The 17,227-nt window shown below is 62.9% G+C and carries 17 protein-coding genes and 1 pseudogene; 13 read left to right on the top strand and 5 right to left on the bottom strand.

The genetic code is table 11. From position 1 onward, the window contains the following. Positions 1 to 4: 4 nt before the first annotated feature. Both DLM46_RS20035 and DLM46_RS20040 read left to right on the top strand, forming a co-directional pair. Positions 5 to 937 (top strand): quaternary amine ABC transporter ATP-binding protein, encoded by a 933-nt coding sequence (locus DLM46_RS20035; RefSeq protein ID WP_115102929.1) that lies wholly within the window; start codon positions 5 to 7, stop codon positions 935 to 937. 50 nt (positions 938 to 987) lie between these two features. Beyond that, positions 988 to 1,701 (top strand): dienelactone hydrolase family protein, encoded by a 714-nt coding sequence (locus DLM46_RS20040; protein WP_115102932.1) that lies wholly within the window; start codon positions 988 to 990, stop codon positions 1,699 to 1,701. Between the two features lie 78 nt (positions 1,702 to 1,779). Here DLM46_RS20040 and DLM46_RS20045 read toward each other — a convergent pair whose 3' ends face one another. The 3 genes and pseudogenes from DLM46_RS20045 to DLM46_RS20055 form a co-directional block, all read right to left on the bottom strand. Beyond that, a complete protein-coding gene (locus DLM46_RS20045) occupies positions 1,780 to 2,382 on the bottom strand; it encodes a phosphatase PAP2 family protein (protein WP_115102934.1) in 603 nt (200 codons plus the stop codon). A 191-nt stretch (positions 2,383 to 2,573) separates the two neighbouring features. After that, positions 2,574 to 2,807, bottom strand: a pseudogene (locus tag DLM46_RS20050) (TIGR03118 family protein); the annotation flags it as partial. A gap of 9 nt (positions 2,808 to 2,816) precedes the next feature. After that, positions 2,817 to 4,823, bottom strand: coding sequence for a bifunctional DedA family/phosphatase PAP2 family protein (locus DLM46_RS20055; protein WP_115102935.1), 2,007 nt, complete (start codon positions 4,821 to 4,823; stop codon positions 2,817 to 2,819). A gap of 200 nt (positions 4,824 to 5,023) precedes the next feature. Here DLM46_RS20055 and DLM46_RS20060 point away from each other — a divergent pair, with 200 nt between their 5' ends. Further along, positions 5,024 to 6,235, top strand: a complete 1,212-nt coding sequence (locus tag DLM46_RS20060) for an MFS transporter (RefSeq protein ID WP_115102937.1) — start codon at positions 5,024 to 5,026, stop codon at positions 6,233 to 6,235. Positions 6,236 to 6,391: 156 nt separating this feature from the next. Here the strand turns inward: DLM46_RS20060 and DLM46_RS20065 are convergent, their stop codons facing one another. After that, positions 6,392 to 6,667 carry a hypothetical protein gene (locus DLM46_RS20065; protein WP_115102940.1) on the bottom strand — a complete coding sequence of 92 codons (276 nt, stop codon included), beginning with the start codon at positions 6,665 to 6,667 and terminating at the stop codon, positions 6,392 to 6,394. A 326-nt stretch (positions 6,668 to 6,993) separates the two neighbouring features. Beyond that, entirely contained in the window at positions 6,994 to 7,689 is a 696-nt protein-coding gene (locus tag DLM46_RS20075) for a glycine zipper 2TM domain-containing protein (protein WP_115102945.1), read from the bottom strand. Positions 7,690 to 8,411: 722 nt separating this feature from the next. Here DLM46_RS20075 and DLM46_RS39095 point away from each other — a divergent pair. The 10 genes from DLM46_RS39095 (at position 8,412) to dhaK (ending at position 17,179) form a co-directional block, all read left to right on the top strand. Further along, the gene (locus DLM46_RS39095) at positions 8,412 to 8,591 is read left to right on the top strand and encodes a hypothetical protein (protein ID WP_133300360.1); all 180 of its coding nucleotides are present in this window, start codon (positions 8,412 to 8,414) and stop codon (positions 8,589 to 8,591) included. 168 nt (positions 8,592 to 8,759) lie between these two features. Continuing rightward, on the top strand, positions 8,760 to 9,779 hold the full coding sequence (locus DLM46_RS20085) for a LacI family DNA-binding transcriptional regulator (RefSeq protein ID WP_208866306.1): 1,020 nt from the start codon (positions 8,760 to 8,762) through the stop codon (positions 9,777 to 9,779). Positions 9,780 to 9,893: 114 nt separating this feature from the next. Beyond that, positions 9,894 to 11,225 carry an ABC transporter substrate-binding protein gene (locus DLM46_RS20090; RefSeq protein WP_115102952.1) on the top strand — a complete coding sequence of 444 codons (1,332 nt, stop codon included), beginning with the start codon at positions 9,894 to 9,896 and terminating at the stop codon, positions 11,223 to 11,225. 76 nt (positions 11,226 to 11,301) lie between these two features. Beyond that, entirely contained in the window at positions 11,302 to 12,258 is a 957-nt protein-coding gene (locus DLM46_RS20095; protein ID WP_115102954.1) for a carbohydrate ABC transporter permease, read from the top strand. Further along, on the top strand, positions 12,255 to 13,208 hold the full coding sequence (locus DLM46_RS20100; protein WP_115102956.1) for a carbohydrate ABC transporter permease: 954 nt from the start codon (positions 12,255 to 12,257) through the stop codon (positions 13,206 to 13,208). The genes DLM46_RS20095 and DLM46_RS20100 overlap by 4 nt, the downstream gene beginning before the upstream one ends. Next, positions 13,205 to 13,399, top strand: coding sequence for a hypothetical protein (locus tag DLM46_RS20105; RefSeq protein ID WP_115102958.1), 195 nt, complete (start codon positions 13,205 to 13,207; stop codon positions 13,397 to 13,399). The genes DLM46_RS20100 and DLM46_RS20105 overlap by 4 nt, the downstream gene beginning before the upstream one ends. Before the next feature lie 4 nt (positions 13,400 to 13,403). Beyond that, positions 13,404 to 14,507: an ABC transporter ATP-binding protein gene (locus DLM46_RS20110; RefSeq protein ID WP_115102961.1), complete on the top strand. Its 1,104-nt coding sequence runs from the start codon at positions 13,404 to 13,406 to the stop codon at positions 14,505 to 14,507. Then, the gene (locus DLM46_RS20115) at positions 14,500 to 15,546 is read left to right on the top strand and encodes an ABC transporter ATP-binding protein (protein ID WP_115102963.1); all 1,047 of its coding nucleotides are present in this window, start codon (positions 14,500 to 14,502) and stop codon (positions 15,544 to 15,546) included. The genes DLM46_RS20110 and DLM46_RS20115 overlap by 8 nt, the downstream gene beginning before the upstream one ends. Then, entirely contained in the window at positions 15,543 to 16,175 is a 633-nt protein-coding gene (gene dhaL, locus DLM46_RS20120) for a dihydroxyacetone kinase subunit DhaL (protein WP_115102965.1), read from the top strand. The genes DLM46_RS20115 and dhaL overlap by 4 nt, the downstream gene beginning before the upstream one ends. Before the next feature lie 14 nt (positions 16,176 to 16,189). Then, a complete protein-coding gene (dhaK, locus tag DLM46_RS20125; RefSeq protein WP_115103175.1) occupies positions 16,190 to 17,179 on the top strand; it encodes a dihydroxyacetone kinase subunit DhaK in 990 nt (329 codons plus the stop codon). Positions 17,180 to 17,227: the final 48 nt, after the last annotated feature.

Here is a 17,227-nt window from a genome sequence, read left to right on the forward strand (position 1 = left end):
CGACATGGCAGCGATAGAAGTCCAACACGTGTACAAGCTTTTCGGTCCGCAGACCGGTCATGCGCGCGCGCTCGATCTGCTCAGAGGTGGAAAGGGCAAAGCTGAAATACTGACGCAGACCGGTTGCAACGTCGGTTTGAACGACGTGAGCCTGAATATCGGCGCGGGAGAAATCTTCGTCATCATGGGACTGTCGGGCTCGGGCAAGTCGACGCTGGTGCGGCATTTCAACCGCCTGATCGAACCGACCGCCGGCGAGATCGTGATCGACGGCTCGGATGTCATCAAGCTCAGTGCGCCAGGCCTGCGCGAGTTGCGCCGCTACAAGGTCAGCATGGTGTTTCAGAACTTCGGGCTGCTGCCGCATCAGACCGTACTCGACAATACGGCTTACGCGCTGCGTGTGCGCGGCGAAAGCAAAGCGCAAGCCAATGAGAAGGCACGCGTGTGGCTCGGCAAGGTGGGCTTGAACGGGTACGGCGAACAGTATCCGGACGAATTGTCCGGCGGCATGCGGCAACGCGTGGGCCTCGCCCGTGCGCTTGCCGCGGATACCGACGTGCTGCTGATGGACGAGGCGTTCTCCGCACTCGATCCGCTGATTCGCACGGAAATGCAGGACCAGCTACTGCAATTGCAGAGCACGCTGAACAAGACCATCGTGTTCATTACGCACGATCTCGACGAGGCATTGCGGATCGGCAACCGCATCGCGATCCTGCGCGACGGCGCGCTGGTGCAGGAGGGCACGCCGGCCGACATTCTCGCGCGTCCGGCGGACGACTACGTGAGGCGCTTTGTCGAGCGGCGTGCGGAGCGATCGTGTGCGGAACCTGAGCGGAACCTGAGCGGCGCGCGCAGTTTGCGCTACTGTGCCGACCGGCGAGAGATGCCGCCTGATGCGCCAGTCGATGGACGATGCCGTGCGTCGGCATAGACGCGCCACTGGCGCTATGCTACGGGTTTCGTCCAGTCGAGGAGCTTCTCATGAAACAGACACCGGGATCCATGATCACCTTTCGCCGCCCTGACGGACAGGATGTTCAGGGTTATCTGGCGAAGCCGCAGAAACTCGAGGGTGCGCCCGCCATCGTCGTGATTCAGGAGTGGTGGGGTTTGAACGACCAGATTCGCGGCGTGGCCGACCGGCTCGCGCAGTCCGGCTATCTGGCGCTGGTCCCCGATCTTTACCGCGGAAAATCGACGGTGGAAGAGGAAGAAGCACACCATCTGATGAGCGGGCTCGATTTCGGCGCCGCCGCCAGCCAGGATATTCGCGGCGCTGCGCAATACCTGAAGCAGCATTCGGAGCGGGTCGCCGTGATGGGATTTTGCATGGGCGGCGCGCTCACGCTGCTGGCGCTATGCAATGTCCCCGAGCTATCGGCCGGCGTCGTCTGGTACGGCTTCCCGCCGCTCGAGTACATCGATGCAGCAAAAATCAAGGTGCCGGTGCTGGGTCACTGGGCCACGCAAGACGCGTTCTTTCAGGCTGAAACGGTCGACGCACTGGAAGCCAGACTGAGCGAGGCGAATGTCGACGTGGAGTTTCACCGTTACCTCGCGCATCATGCGTTCGCCAACGAGACGGCTGTCGGACCGCACCGTATCGCTGGCACCCAGTTCGATCCGGTCTGGGCGCAGTTGGCATGGGACCGGACGCTGACCTTCCTCGGCCGCTCGCTGTGGCCGCGGCCGTAACGCGTTGAAGGGCGCCGGTGGTACGAACCCGGACAGTGGTCCTCGTGTACATGCCTCGCGGCCGCCCACCAACGCCGTTCACGAAGATAGCCAGCCGCGATTGATCGGCCACGCGAACAGCGTGCGGTACAACACGATCAAGCCGCGCGTCACCATGGCTCCGCCAAGCCGCCAAAGCGGCGCGACAAGCAGGAACGCGAGGCACGCGATGGCGACGGCGCCCACCATGTCGAACGGGAAATGGACGCCGACAAACACGCGCGCCCACGCGACTGCAGCGCCGGATAGCAGCGTGAGCATGCCGTACCGTCGCAGGCCGCCTGACCACAAGGTCAACGCGATGCTTGCGAATACGGTGCCGTGGTCGCTTGGGAACGACGAGTCTGAGGCATGCTGCAAGAACGTATGGCCAAGCCCGATTACGTCCGGGCGGGGGTGTTGCCAGGCAAGGCCGATGAGCTGATTGACGCCGAGTGCAAGCAGCGTGACGCAACATGCGCGGACTGCCGTGCCGCGCTGATGCTCGTCGCCAGCTAGCCAGATGGCGACCAGCATCAGCGGGACGAGATAGATGACGTAGTCGGCGAGCAACCGCGCTACCTCGATTTGCCACGCCGCCGTCGACGTCGTGGCGTTGATCATCAGAAAGAGCGCTTGATTGAACGCTTCGAGTGTATTCATGCAGTAAGTTTGTCGAGGGACGTGTTGTGAATGATGGACCGCGTGCCGACGCGCACACCAGCACGGGCCCGGCGACACTACGGCACACCAGGGCGCCGGGCCGCTAACCGCAACACGCCACACTCTCGTAGGGCGATCCTAGCAAACGAACCTTATGAAATGCTTAGGCCGCCACGATCGGGCGGTGGCCCTCACATTTCCAGGTCGATGCGTCCATAGACACCGTCCACCTCCTGGTTGGACCCCGCGGCGAAGAACAACGTGTTCATCGGCTGATTGTCGAGCCCGTTGCCGAAAGCGATTCCCCAGTGTCCCCCCTGCACGAACGTGTTTCCATTCGACAGCTTGATTGCGCCAAGAGACAGGCCGGTCGCGGGATCGAAAGCGTTGATCGTGCCGTCGCCGAAGTTGCCGATTAACCGCGCGAAATCCGCTCATCCCTCAGGCGACGCCAATAGCGATACCGGCACGCCGTGACAACTCACCCTTGCCACGACATCGGCGCCGAAGTCTGTGTTCGAGGCGCCGCGCGTATCGAGTGAGGTCGCGTCCTTGTCGGCTCGCAGGATATTGATTGGCCAGGACGGACGGGACAGGCGCTCGTGTGCCACAGCGCCGACCCAGAGCGGAGTGAACGACGCGCCGTTTTCCACGGCGTAGCCGCTTGGCCAGAAGCGCAGTACGTCGCGTTCGTCGCGGGTGCCGCCTGGACGCGTGAAGACCAGCGACGAGGGCACGCCGTTGTTCAGCTTCGGCAACACCGGAAGCGACACGGCGGCGACGTTGGGCGAGGCGAGAGAAAGCAGGCTGCGCGCCGAAAAGTCCGTACCTTCGACCCATCCCTGAGCGCGCAGGCGTCCTCTTATCGCATCGAGGTTCGACACCCATTGCAGCGTGAGCGGCTCCTTGCGATCGCCGCCCATATCCGAGCGATAGCATGGCAGGCGCTTCCAGAGAGCAACGGTCCACTGCGATTGCGTGATCAGTACGGGCGGCTGCGGCCGCGTACTGTCCGGCGGCGCGGCAGGAGGATTGACGCCAAGCTGCACACCCACGGTCACGAGCAGGACCAGCAGAATCACCACAGGCATGAACCGGCGTGACGGCGGCGCTTCCGGGTGCCGCCAGATGGCTGTCAACGCAACGATCGCCACCCAGGCGTACGCCAGCGCGGCGCCGCCGAGCGCGTCCGTCACCCAGAACCGGCCGAAATAAAGTCCCGCGAGCGCGACGACCACCACGACGACGGCACTCGCGGTTGCGACGGCCAAACCCTCCAGCATGCCGACCCTTCGCGCCAGCAGGAATGCCAGAAAGCCATAGACGATCACCGTAGCGGCGACGTGATTGCTTGGAAACACGTAGGCATTGGAGGCGAGCGAAGCCGGCGGAGCACGATGCATCACGAACTGCAAAGCGAAGATCAGCAACTGTGAAAACACCACTGCGGCCAGCCAGTAGCCGATGGTGCGCCAGCGCCGTTCCCACGTCATCCACAGCGCAACCGTGACGACGAGTGCAGCCAGCGTGACGACGCTGCCTAGCGTCGCGAGACCCGCGAGGACCGTATCGCCCCAGGGCGTGCGGACCGATTGCAGGAAGTGATAGACGGATAGATCGATGCGCACCAGCGGATCGCCGCTGATGACGTCTTCGACAACGCCGAAGAAGAGGGCGCCGGAAACCAGCACGATGAACGAAGCCGCCACAATGCTGCCGGCATCCGGCTGCTCGGGATCCAGCATTCTCTGCGCGAGCCGGCCGATTCGGCCCGGGTGCCGGCTGGCCCAGTTCGCCAGTTGGCGGCCGGCCGCGCTCGACCACGCATTGGCGTGCGAGAGCAGAAAGCGCGCGGCTCGAAAGCTCAGCCAGACGATGCCGACCAGCAGCGCGATGATGACGACGAGGCGGAACGACACCGCGCCCGCCAGCAGCACCGATGCGCCGAACACCACGCCCGGCAGGATATGGGCGGGCGCCCAGAGCAGGGCCGAGAGGACGTTCATCGCGTAGAAGCGCACCGGCGTCATGCCGAGCATGCCCGCCACCACAGGCACGATCGCCCGCAACGGTCCGACGAAACGGGCAAACACCACGCTCTTCGCGCCATGTTTTTCGAAGAAGCGGCGTCCTGCGTCGAGCACCGGCGGATGCTTACGGAAAGGCCATATCTGGGCGATCCTGTCCTTGTAACGGCTGCCGATCCAGAAGCTGATGCCGTCCCCGGCGACCGCGCCGGCTATCGCCCAGACCAACACCCAGCCAAGGCTCAGCGAACCGGTGCCGGCCAGTGCGCCGGCCAGGAACATGGCGGTGCTGCCGGGGATGAAGGTGCCGATGACGGCAATGGCTTCAAGGAAGGCCGCGAGGAAAACGACCGTGAGCGTCCACGCCGGGTGACCGGCCAGCAGATGCAACAGGTGGACGTACGCATGCTCCATCGAGTGCTATGAACCGTTCTGACGTAACGGTTGATAATAACGCGCGCGATCGGATACGCGCACGACCGGATGGCGCTATCGGCTCGTGCCAGGCAATGAACCCTGCATCATTGCCCTATCATTGGCATCGCTTCATGCTGGTTTTACAGCGGCGGGCGACCATGCGGCCGTTGAACCCGATATCCCAGAGTCGAGAAAAGATGCGTACCCATTCCACGCCGCGCACCGGCGCACTCAGCCAGATTCCCCGCGGCATCTGGATGCTGGGCTTCGTCAGCCTGTTCATGGACATCTCGTCGGAGATCATTCACAGCCTGCTGCCGATGTTCCTCGTGACGAGTCTCGGTGCGAGCGCCGTGATGGTCGGCCTGATAGAAGGCGTCGCGGAAGCGGCCTCGCCGATCGTCAAGATTTTCTCCGGCGCGCTCAGCGACTATCTGGGCAACCGGAAATGGCTCGCGGTGATCGGCTACGGCATGGGCGCGTTGAGCAAGCCGCTGTTCGCACTCGCGCCGACGGCTGGGATCGTTCTGGCTGCGCGCGTCGCCGACCGGATCGGCAAAGGGGTGAGAGGCGCGCCGCGCGATGCGCTGGTCGCCGATATCACGCCGCCGCATCTGCGCGGCGCGGCATACGGGTTACGGCAATCGCTCGACACGGTGGGCGCGTTTCTCGGTCCGTTGCTGGCCGTCGCACTGATGCTGCTGTGGGCGGACAATTTTCGTCTCGTGTTCTGGGTGGCCGTGATTCCCGGCTTGATCGCCGTCGCGCTGCTGGTGTTCGGCATCAAGGAACCCGCGCGTCATGCTGACGCGAAACGCGTCAATCCGCTGAAGCTCGACAATCTGAGGAAGCTGAGCCGCTCGTACTGGTGGGTGGTGTTCATCGGCGCGGTCTTCACGCTCGCGCGATTCAGCGAGGCCTTCCTCGTGCTGCGCGCGATGCAGGCGGGCGTGCCGGTGGCGCTGGTGCCGCTCGTGATGGTGGCGATGAATCTCGTGTATTCGGTATCGGCGTATCCGTTCGGAAAACTCGCCGATTCGATGAGCCACACCAGACTACTGGCCGTCGGCCTCGTGGTGCTGATTGCGTCGGATATCGTGCTTGCGCACGGCAATTACTGGCCGGTGGTGATACTCGGTGTCGCGCTGTGGGGATTGCACATGGGACTCACGCAGGGGCTGCTCGCCACGATGGTGGCGCACACCGCGCCGCCCGATCTGAAAGGCACTGCATTCGGTTTTTTCAACCTGATGAGCGGGCTGGCGACACTCGTGGCGAGCGTCGTCGCGGGCGGGCTGTGGGACCGCTTCGGCGCCATGGCGACTTTCTATGCAGGCGCGGCGTTTTGCGTGCTGACGCTGTGCGCGTTGGCTGCTGGTGCGAAGTGGCAGCGAGGTTTCGCGCGCTAGGCCGTTTCGCTACGACTCAGGCCATACCGGTTTTTGCCGGGCATTGGCAAGATCGAAGCGGAACGCACGAACGCGCGCTGTGCAAGGTTATTGCGTCGCGCGCCGGTGAATTGCGTTGGATCGTGTTGTGCCCAGCGTCAGTGCGGGGAGCCCGGATCAATCATCGTCATCTTCATGATGACGATGATGCCAGCCGCGGTGCCAGCCGTTGTCGTGCCAGCGGCGGCCGTCGCGGTACTCGTATCCATAACCATAGTAGGCGGGTGCCGGCGCATAGACTACGGGCGGCGCCTGATAGATGACGGGAGGCTGCTCCACATACACAGGTGCGGGCGCCCCAAGGTATACGCCGACGTCCACGTGAGCCATCGCGGCGCTGGAAGCAAATGCAGCGCAGAGGCCGGCTGCGAGTAAAAGAGTGGGACGTTTCATCGTATTTCTCCTGACCGGTTAGCTCCAGGCGGGCGCCGGGCGGTGACTGGCGAGCTGGATTGTAGGGCGGCTCGAGCCTGGCATGTACGCCACGATTGTCACTTGTGTAACTACTGGTAACACGTGCCCCGCCGCCTATCAAGCCGGGTGAAGCCAGCTCGCGAACGCGCTCCTGAAGCCGCTTGTCGAACTGCTCCGCGAGCTGCCTATTGAGCCGTTGAGCGGGCCGCTCAGCGAGCGGTTCGGCGAGCCGCTCAGCGAGTCGTTCGGTGAGCCGCCCAGCGAGTCGTTCGGTGAGCCGCTCAGCGAGCTTTTCAGTGAGCCGCTCACGAAGCCGTCAACGTGTCGCCGGACACGTGGACGCGCTCGCCAACCTGCACGGCCGGTTGGGTCTGATAGTCGAAGTTCCGGTAGCTGCCGTCCTGCATGCGCACCTGGACCTGATAGGTCGTCTGCTTGCGCACGGCATGTTCGATGCCGTTACCGGCCACGCCGCCACCGACAGCCCCTGCAATGGTCGCCAGAATTTTGCCGCGTCCACCGCCGATCTGATTGCCGATCAGTCCGCCGGCGACCGCGCCGCCTACCGCGCCGAGGCCGGTGGTCGGCTCGGGCGACTGGACTGTGTTGATCGCGACGACTTCACCCGCGTACGGGTCTGCGACCGGCCTCGCCGACGGCGTCTGGTAGCCCTCATTGTTCGAGTACCGCGGAGCGTCCGCCGCCGCCGTGCTGTGCGTGTGGTGCACGCGCGGCCGGGCGGGAGCGGCTTCCTGAGCCGTGTGTTGCACGGTGTTCGGCTGCGTGTTCGTTTGAGTCGTGGCCAGCGGAGCGCTCGCAACCGGTGCAGCGACCGCCGCGACCGGCGTCGCGGGCGCCGGGACGGCGCGCGAGGTCGGCAGAAGGCCGGTCATCGCTGCGATACCGGTGGCGCTGGCGAGGATGACGGCCACCGCCGCACCGGCGACGAGAGGGTGAATGCGACTGCGCTGCGCGCTGCTGGGGGTGAGGTTCGTGTTCATTGTGGACTCCGCTGGTAGGTGTCTGCAATAACGCCGCAGCAGTGAAGGCGGTGTACGCGCCCGGCGCGCTGCTTTGTAAGCATTTGTACGACTGCTGACACGCCTGAAAGCAATCCGGCGACGCGGCGCGTTTGACACGCGATTCGATGCGTGAACAAAGCGGGCGGCCCGCCGTCTTACTCATTGACCGGCTGCATTCGTGCGCGTGATATGCACAAACTCATGACTCTGCTGCGCGTGTTTCCGGCGAAAAATCCGGTGGTCTTACGGAGTGAGTGATGAAGATCGTCACACACGGTATGTTGGCTTCGGCTTTGCTTATTGGTTTGTCAGGGGCGGCTTACGCTCAGTCAGGCGGCGCTACGTCCGCTGATATGGGCGGCGCGCCGTTGAACGGCGCCAATGGTGCGGGAACAGGAACGGGTTTGGGAACCGGCGTAACAGGCCCGAGTGCGGGCGCGGCGACGGTGCGTGGCGCGACTGCGATCGGCGCTCGGGGCGGTACGGAATCGGGCCCGTCCATGAGCAACATGAGAGCGAATGGCACGAGCCTGAATATGAACCCCGATCCTCGTGCGCCTAACGTCTCGGGAAACGCGTTCGCGCCGCCGCGGTAGTCCGCACATCGTCGCCTGGTTGACGCGTTGATCGCGTTCTAGCGACCGAAGTACAGCGAGCAGAAACTCGCCGGGCCGACTCAGACGGTCATCGGACTGCTTGCGTTGATCATCGACGGGCGCGTCGAAATCCTCTTCCCACGTCGTATTCCTAATCAATCTGGAATGCTGTCCGTCTATCGACGCGAATTGAAAAGACGCATTCCACTTCTGTTCGTATCCGGCGATGTGATTCGCGCGCCGGCGCAGCTCATTTCAGATTTCCTCGGGTTTCCGTTCGGCTGAGGTCGGCCTGCGGAAAGCGTGCTGCTGCCTTCGTGGCGCGTTCGTTGTGTGCAACGCACAATGTCATCAGAAATGATGGATTTACGGAAGTAAAAAAACTTGCATTTCACGTAGAAAAAGCTACCTTGATTAAACAAAATGACTCTGGCTCGGCACCGGAGGAGACACATGCCGGCTACACGTATGATGATTGCGCGCCGTGCGGGCGTTAGCGTGGCCACGGTCGATCGTGTGTTGCGCGACGATCAGGCCGTGCGTCCGGCAACAGCCGAGCGCGTTCACCTCGCGCTCGCGACGCTGCGCGACGAACGCGCGAGCCGCGGCCGTCCGTCGAAGCTCACCTCGTTTCGCGTCGCGTTCGTGCTTCCCCAGATCAACTCGCGCTTTCTCGATCACGTCGAGCGCAACATCGCGCTGTCCGCCAGTTTCTTTCGCGAACACCGGATCATCCCGTCGTTCTATCGCTGCGATTTTTCGAGCCAGCGCGATACCGCTGCATTCTCCGAACAGGTGGCCGATTACGACGCGCTCGTGCTCGTGCCGCTTGACTATCCCTGGGTCGAACGTCTGATCGAGGATATGAGCGCGGTGAATGTGCCGGTCGTCACGGTGTTCTCCGATCTGCCCGCGAGCCACCGCGCCGCGTACGTCGGCGTTGATAACCGGATCGCCGGGCGTACGGCCGGTTTGTTGATGGGCCGTTTTCTCGGTTCCCGCCTCGGCACGGTGGCGGTGCTGTCCGCGTCGTCACGCCTGCACGATCAACTTGAGCGGCGCATCGGCTTCTCGCAGGTGCTGGAAGAGGATTTCCGCAACCTGCGCTGGATCGCCGAACCCGACTTTGCCGAAGACGACGACGGCGCAGGTCTCGCCGCGCAGGGGCTGCTGGCGCGTCATCCGGATCTGGTCGGCGTCTATGTAACCGGGGGCGGCATTTCCGGGATTGCGTCGGCGTTGCAGGAATCGGGCGACAAGTCCCGTCTCGTTCTGATCGGCCATGAATGTACCGCGGAAACGCGCAGCCAGTTATCCGAGCGCGCGATCGATGTGATTCTCGATCAGGACGTGCGAGGCATCGTTCACTGGGCCGGTCTCGCCGCCATCAATTTTCTTAACGACGTGCGTGGCGCGCTCGCCATCCCAACGCCGGAAACCCGAATTTATCTTCGTGAGAATGCGCATGCCTGAAGCTCGCGACACGCGGATTGCGGTCTGAATCCGCAGGAGCCGAAACGCGGTGCCCGGCGCATGGGCGCTGTTCCATATCAGGTTGGAGACCCGGGAAAGGCAAGGAGAAGACAAATGTTACGTCTTACGTCAGCAAGGGTAATGGCGGCGGCCATCGTCTCGTTGGGATTCGGCATGGCGACGGGCGCACAGGCACAGGGCAAGCAATTGACCTTGTGTTGGGCGGCGTGGGACCCGGCCAACGCACTCGTCGAACTGTCGAAGGATTTCACAGGCAAGACCGGCATCACGATGAAGTTCGAGTTCGTGCCGTGGACCAGTTACGCGGATCGCTTCATTAACGAGCTCAATTCGCACGGCAAACTGTGCGACCTGATCATCGGCGACAGCCAGTGGATTGGCGGCGCGGCGGTGAACGGGCACTACGTGAAGCTCAACGATTTCTTCGCGAAGAACAAGATATCGATGAACGACTTCGTGCCGGCGACCGTGGTCGGTTATTCGGAGTGGCCGAAGAATACGCCGAACTACTGGGCGTTGCCGGCCATGGCCGATGCGGTCGGCTGGACCTATCGCAAGGACTGGTTCGCACGCCCCGAGTTGCGCGCGGAGTTCAAGCAGAAATATAAACGAGAGCTCGAACCGCCCACCACGTTGGACGAACTCAAACAAACCGCCGAGTTCTTCCAGGGCCGCAAGATTGACGGCAAGACGGTGTACGGCGCCTATATCTTCACCGAGCGCGGCTCCGAAGGCATCACGATGGGCGTCACCAATGCGCTCTACAACTTCGGTTTCGAATATGAAGACCCCAAGAAACCCTATCACCTGGACGGCTTCGTCAATTCGCTGGGCGCGGTCAAGGGGCTGGAGTTTTACAAGGCGCTCTACAAGTGCTGCACGGCGCCGGGCATGACCAACGCGTACATGCAGGAAGGACTGGATGCGTTCAAGTCCGGCCAGGTGGCGATGCAGATGAACTGGTTCGCGTTCTTCCCCGGGCTCTACAAAGACCCGAATGTGGGTGGCGACAAGATCGGCTTTTTCGTCAATCCGCGTGAGTCGAAGCAGTACACGCAGCTGGGCGGGCAGGGCATCTCGGTCGTCTCGTACTCGGAACATAAGGACGACGCGCTCGAGTACATCAAATGGTTCGCGCAGCCGGACGTTCAGAAGAAATGGTGGCAGCTGGGCGGCTATTCGGCGGCGAAGTCCGTGGTCGACGCGCCGGACTTTCCGAAGAGCGCGCCCTTTGCACCGGCTTTCCTGAAGTCGATGGCGATCGTGAAAGACTTCTGGGCCGAGCCCGCCTATGCCGAACTGCTGCTCGACATGCAAAAGCGCATCCACGACTACGTGGTGGCCGACAAGGGCACGGCCAAGGAAGCGCTCGATCTGCTGGTCAAAGACTGGAACAAGGTCTTCAAGGCCGAAGGCAAGAACTAGCGTGTATCCGGACTGGACCGGCGGCGTCTGCACGTGCATTTGCACATTGACGCCGGTCCGCTTAAAGGAGTCAGGCATGTTGGCAAACAAGCCTTTTGCGTCGACCGGTCTCGAATCCGGCGCATCGGCGCGCGTGCGCACGCGCCTCGCCGGCTTATCGGACAGAACGATAGCGTGGCTGTTCATTCTTCCCACGCTCCTGTTGCTGCTCGCGATCAACATCTTTCCGCTGATCTGGGCGCTGCGTCTGTCGTTTACGAACTTCAAGTCGAATATGCCGAGCGTGCCGGCGCGCTTTGTCGGTATCGACAACTACGTCGACATTCTTACCGACGAAGACATCTGGTACGCAATGCAGGTCACGGCGCGTTTCGTGCTCTGGTCGGTCGGACTGGAGGTTCTGCTGGGCTTCGGCCTCGCGCTGCTGATCAACCGGCAGTTTCGCGGCCATAGTTTCTGGACCACGCTGATCCTGCTGCCGATGATGCTGTCGCCGGCAGTCGTCGGCAACTTCTGGACCTTTCTGCTGCAGCCGCAGACGGGTCTTTTCAACGACATCGTCGGCTTCCTGACCGGCATTGCGCCCGGCTCGTTCCAGATGATCGGCGACGTGTCGCTCGCGCCATGGACCATCGTGATGGTCGATACGTGGATGTGGACGCCTTACGTGATGCTGATCTGCCTCGCGGGTCTGCGTTCGATTCCCGACTACATCTACGAAGCGGCTGAAGTGGATCGCGCCACGCCGTGGCGCCAGTTCTGGTCGATCACGCTGCCGATGACCTTGCCGTTTCTGATGCTCGCCGTGCTGTTTCGCGGCATCGAGAACTTCAAGATGTTCGACATGGTGAATCTGCTGACCTCCGGCGGACCGGGTTCGGTCACGGAGACCGTGTCGATCACGCTCAAGCGCGCCGCGTTCGAGAAGTGGCAAACCGGCTATTCGTCGGCGCTCGCCATCATTCTGTTCGTGACGGTGTTCGGCGCGGCGAACATCTACGTCAAGGCGCTCAACCGGGTGAAACAGCGATGAGACCGACTACTACGCAACATTCGGTGGTGGCGTCGTCGGCGCGCGGCAAGCGGTTCGCCGCGGCGGCCGTCATCACGTACGCATTGCTCGCGACCTTGCCGATGGTCTGGATCTTCATGACGAGCTTCAAGACGCAGGAAGATGCAATCGCCTATCCGCCCGTCGTGCTGTTTCAACCGTCGATGGAAGGCTATGTGAATCTGTTCACGATCCGCTCGCGGCAGACGCCGGAGTTCATCGCCAGTCTGCCGCCGGCGCGAACCTGGTATGAGCGCGACGTGCGCAAGCGCAACATGGTGATCGCGGGAGCGTCGAAGGTTTTGCCGCGTTTCGTGAACTCGCTCGTGATCGGTTTCGGCTCGACCTTTCTCGCGGTGTTTCTCGGTACGCTCGCCGCTTACGCGTTCTCGCGTTTCAAGGTGCCGCTCGCCGACGACCTGCTGTTCTTCATCCTGTCGACGCGCATGATGCCGCCGATCGCGGTCGCAATTCCGATCTACCTGATGTACCGCGCGCTGGGTTTGAGCGACAGCTATGTCGGCATGATCGTGCTGTATACAGCGGTGAACGTGTCGCTGGCGGTGTGGCTGCTGAAGGGCTTCATGGACGAGATTCCGCGTGAATACGAAGAGGCGGCGTTGGTCGACGGCTATACGCGCTTGCAGGCCTTCGTCAAAGTGGTGCTGCCGCAAGCAGTCACCGGCATCGCGGCGACTGCGATTTTCTGCCTGATCTTCGCCTGGAACGAGTATGCGTTCGCGTCGCTGCTGACAAGCGGCGACGCGCAAACCATGCCGCCGTTCATCCCGTTCATCATCGGCGAGGGCGGCCAGGATTGGCCTGCCGTTGCAGCGGCGACGACGCTGTTCGTGCTGCCGATACTCATCTTCACTGTCGTGTTGCGCAAGCATCTGTTGCGCGGCATCACCTTCGGAGCGGTACGCAAATGAAACGAGATGCCGTGTTGCCGCGTAGGCATATTCTGCGCCGTGGCTACAGCGAAGCCGCATCGACCGCGCTGATCGGTCTCGGCATGGCGATGCTGGTGCAGCCGTTTTCGCTGGTGTTGTTCACCTGGTCGTTTCCGGTCGTTTTGGTCGGCGCGCTCGCGTTCGTCGTCACCAGCCATTTCCCGGATTGACGCCATGTCCACGATCGTTCTCGCCAACCTCCATAAACGTTTCGACGACTTCGTCGCGGTGCGCGACACCAGTCTGACGATCGGCGCCGGGCGTTTTGTCGTGCTGCTCGGCCCGTCGGGTTGCGGAAAGACCACCACGTTGCGGATGATCGCCGGGCTCGAACTGCCGACGTCCGGGCAAATCCTGATCGACGGTGAAGACGTCACCGCGTTGCGCGCGCGTCAGCGCGATATCGCGTTCGTCTTTCAGATGTTCGCGCTGTATCCGCACATGACGGTGCGCAACAACATTGCGTTTCCACTGAAAAACGAGCACGTATCGCGCAAGGAGATCGCGGCCCGGGTCGATGCGGCGGCGCACATGTTGCGCATCGAGAGCATTCTCGATCGCAAGACCGGCGGCCTGTCCGGTGGCGACCGGCAGCGCGTGGCGCTCGGGCGCGCGATCGTGCGTCAACCGAAGGCGTTTCTGATGGACGAACCACTCGGCACGCTCGATGCGGACTTCCGCGAGCTGATGTGTCTCGAATTGCGCAAGCTGCATAACGCGCTGGCCGCGACGACTGTCTACGTGACGCACGATCAGAGCGAAGCGATGGCGATGGCCGACGACATCGTTGTGATGAACAAAGGCGAAGTGCTGCAAGCGGGAGCGCCGCACGAGATTTACCACTTTCCGGCGACGGTGTTCGTCGGCAATTTTATCGGCAGTCCGCCGATGAATTTCCTGCCGGTCGACAGCGGTGTCGATGTGGGTCACGAAGAGGTGCGCCTGCATGGCGCACCGGTGCCGGTGCCGCGCTGCGAGCAGGGCACTGCCCGCGTGCTGCTGGGCATCCGCCCGGAGCATGTCGTCATCGATGAACACGGCCCGCTGCGCGGCAAGGTTATCGCCGATGAATATCTCGGCTCGCATCAGGTGCTGGTGATCGAAACAGCGCTGGGCGTTGTGCGCGTGCGGGCGGCCAAGGACGACGGCTTGCCTGCCGGGTCGCCAGTCGGCCTGTCGTTTCGCAAGGAACGCACGCTGCTTTACGACGCGCAAACAGGCCGCCTGTTGCCGGGCGCCTCATACACGATTCCTGCCCACGGAGACCTTCATGGCTGAAATCCAGTTGCGCAATGTGTCGAAACGCTTTGGCGACATCCGCGCTGTCGACGATCTTTCGATCGATGTGAAGGACGGCGAGTTCGTCGTGCTGCTTGGTCCGAGCGGCGCGGGTAAGACAACCACGCTGCGCCTGATCGCCGGACTCGAACGGCCGGATGCCGGCGATGTCCTGATTGACGGCGGCATCGCGACGGGTGTGCATCCATCGGAGCGCGATGTCGCGTTCATCTTCCAGCAGTACTCGCTGTATCCGCATCTGACCGTGTTCGGCAACCTGGCGTTTCCGTTGCGTTCGCCGAAAAGACGCACGAGCGAAGCGGAGGTGCGCGCGCGAGTTCACGCGGTCGCCGAGATGTTGCACATGGAATCGAAGCTCGACAACATGGCCACTCATCTGTCAGGCGGCGAAATGCAGCGGGTGGCGATAGGGCGCGCGCTCGTGCGGCAACCCAAGGCGTTTCTGATGGACGAACCGCTGTCGTCGCTCGATGCGAAGCTGCGTGAGGAGTTGCGCATCGAACTCAAGCGCCTGCATCGCACGATTGGCGCAACGATCGTCTATGTCACGCACGATCAGGTCGAGGCGACCACGCTCGCCGATCGCATCGGCATTCTCGAACATGGGCATCTCGTGCAACTCGGCACACCGCGCGAAGTGTATGGCAATCCGGTTTCGCTGAGCGCCGCGCAGCGGCTCGGCTCCCCGCCGATCAACCTGCTGCCGCCCGCGCTGTTCGATGCGGCGCACATGCCGGCGGGCACGGCAACGGTCGCGATCCGCCCCGAGGACATCGTGCTGCACGACGCCGACGCACGCGATCAACGCAACGTGGCGGGCGCACAGGACGCGTTGAATCTGAAAGTGCTCGAATATTCGCCGCTGCGCCATCTGCTGATTCTCGATCGGGCCGGTACCGCTGTGGTGGCGACGACGGTTGCCGAGCGCAACTTCTCGCCGGGGCAGTCGGTCGGGGTTTCACTGCCGGCGCGCAGCCTTCTCTATTTCCGTGCCGACGGCAGGAGGATCCCGACATGAACGGCAAAACGGTCATGGCGTGCATCGACGCCGCCTTTGCGTCGCTGAAGGAGCATACCGACGAGATCGCGTCGCTCGACCAGCAGATCGGCGACGGCGATCACATCTTCAATCTGCTGCGAGGCATGGAAGCGCTGCTTGCCGTGAAAGCGGATATCGAAGCCGAAGCATTCGGGCCCGCGCTCGAACTCGCGGCGTCCAAGGTGCTGTCGACAGTCGGCGGATCGTCGGGACCTTTGTTTTTTTCGTTGCTGAGCGGCATGGCGAAAGCGTCCGCGGGAAATGCGCCGGATGTGGCCGGTTTCGCGCATGTTTTTTCGGCGGGCGTCGAGGCGGTGGGACTGCGCGGCAAGACCGGCGTCGGCAGTAAGACAATGATGGACGTGCTGATTCCGGTCGCGAAGCGCTTCGGCGAACTCGCCGCACAAGGCGCGAGCGCTCGCGAAGTGCGCGAGGTGCTGCCGCGGGTAGCCGAGGACAGCATGCTCGCTACCCGCGACATGCTGGCGACCAAGGGGCGTGCGTCGTTTCTCGGCGAACGCTCCCGCGGACATATCGACCCCGGCGCACGTTCCAGTCAGATCATGATTGCGGCGGTATGCGCGCGGCTGGCGCAACACAACAAGTGAAGGAGCGAGAGACCGTGAAAAAATTCATCAACCATGTGGACGATTTTCTCGCTGAGAGTCTGGCGGGATTCGCCGCTGCGCACAGCGACCTGGTGGTGCTCCACAATGAACCCGTGTTCGTGCGCCGCAAGGACCTGAAGCGCGGCAAGGTTGCGCTGATTTCAGGCGGCGGCTCGGGACACGAGCCGCTGCATTCGGGCTTTGTCGGTTATGGGATGCTCGATGCCGCCTGTCCCGGGCAGATCTTCACGTCGCCGACGCCGGACCAGATGATGTCCGCCGCGAGGGCCGTCGATGCCGGCGCGGGCGTGCTGTTCATCGTGAAGAACTACTCCGGAGACCTGATGAACTTCGAGATGGCGTCGGAGATGTCCGAGGTGCCGAACGCGATGGTGCTGATCAACGACGACGTGGCCGTGGAAAACTCGAGCTACACGACTGGCCGCCGGGGCGTCGCGGGCGCGGTGATCGTCGAAAAGCTGGTGGGCAGCATGGCCGAGAGCGGCGCGAATCTCGAACAATGCAAAGCCTTCGGCGACCGGATCAACAAGCGCACCGCGTCGATGGGCGTGGCGTTTACCAGTTGCACGGTGCCGGCGGCCGGCACGCTGACGTTCAAGATCGGCGACGACGAAATCGAAGTGGGCGTCGGCATTCATGGCGAGCCCGGCCGGCGGCGCGCCAAGTTCGCGCCGGCCGACGCGATCGCGGGCGAATTGCTCACGGCGATCACTGAGGACCTGAAGCCGGCGGCTGATGCGGAGTTGCTGGTGCTCGTCAATGGGCTAGGCGGGACGCCGCTTGGCGAGCTCTATCTGCTGTTCAACGCCACGCGTCTGTGGCTGGAGCAGCGCGGTCTGAGGATCGGCCGCGCGCAGGTTGGCGCATTGACGACGTCGCTCGAGATGGCGGGCGCGTCGATCACGCTGTGTGTGCTCGACGACGAGATGAAGCGTCACTGGGATAGCGCGGTGCATACGCCCGGACTGCGCTGGGGAATGTAGGGGCAGGCAGCGCATCGGTGCGTCCGCGGTGACGCCGCTGGCAAGCGT

Source organism: Paraburkholderia lacunae (genome assembly GCF_003353175.1).
In the GTDB taxonomy this organism is placed as follows: Bacteria; Pseudomonadota; Gammaproteobacteria; order Burkholderiales; family Burkholderiaceae; genus Paraburkholderia; species Paraburkholderia lacunae.

What these genes read in the sequence shown, in the direction of transcription:
- DLM46_RS20115 (WP_115102963.1), top strand. Translation starts at nt 14,500, where the DNA reads ATGGCTGAAATCCAGTTGCGCAATGTGTCGAAACGCTTTGGCGACATC.
- DLM46_RS20055 (WP_115102935.1), bottom strand. Translation starts at nt 4,823, where the DNA reads ATGGAGCATGCGTACGTCCACCTGTTGCATCTGCTGGCCGGTCACCCG.
- DLM46_RS20105 (WP_115102958.1), top strand. Translation starts at nt 13,205, where the DNA reads ATGAAACGAGATGCCGTGTTGCCGCGTAGGCATATTCTGCGCCGTGGC.
- DLM46_RS20060 (WP_115102937.1), top strand. Translation starts at nt 5,024, where the DNA reads ATGCGTACCCATTCCACGCCGCGCACCGGCGCACTCAGCCAGATTCCC.
- DLM46_RS20075 (WP_115102945.1), bottom strand. Translation starts at nt 7,689, where the DNA reads ATGAACACGAACCTCACCCCCAGCAGCGCGCAGCGCAGTCGCATTCAC.
- DLM46_RS20045 (WP_115102934.1), bottom strand. Translation starts at nt 2,382, where the DNA reads ATGAATACACTCGAAGCGTTCAATCAAGCGCTCTTTCTGATGATCAAC.
- DLM46_RS20065 (WP_115102940.1), bottom strand. Translation starts at nt 6,667, where the DNA reads ATGAAACGTCCCACTCTTTTACTCGCAGCCGGCCTCTGCGCTGCATTT.
- DLM46_RS20100 (WP_115102956.1), top strand. Translation starts at nt 12,255, where the DNA reads ATGAGACCGACTACTACGCAACATTCGGTGGTGGCGTCGTCGGCGCGC.
- DLM46_RS20040 (WP_115102932.1), top strand. Translation starts at nt 988, where the DNA reads ATGAAACAGACACCGGGATCCATGATCACCTTTCGCCGCCCTGACGGA.
- DLM46_RS20095 (WP_115102954.1), top strand. Translation starts at nt 11,302, where the DNA reads ATGTTGGCAAACAAGCCTTTTGCGTCGACCGGTCTCGAATCCGGCGCA.
- DLM46_RS20090 (WP_115102952.1), top strand. Translation starts at nt 9,894, where the DNA reads ATGTTACGTCTTACGTCAGCAAGGGTAATGGCGGCGGCCATCGTCTCG.
- DLM46_RS20110 (WP_115102961.1), top strand. Translation starts at nt 13,404, where the DNA reads ATGTCCACGATCGTTCTCGCCAACCTCCATAAACGTTTCGACGACTTC.
- dhaL (WP_115102965.1), top strand. Translation starts at nt 15,543, where the DNA reads ATGAACGGCAAAACGGTCATGGCGTGCATCGACGCCGCCTTTGCGTCG.
- DLM46_RS20035 (WP_115102929.1), top strand. Translation starts at nt 5, where the DNA reads ATGGCAGCGATAGAAGTCCAACACGTGTACAAGCTTTTCGGTCCGCAG.
- DLM46_RS20085 (WP_208866306.1), top strand. Translation starts at nt 8,760, where the DNA reads ATGCCGGCTACACGTATGATGATTGCGCGCCGTGCGGGCGTTAGCGTG.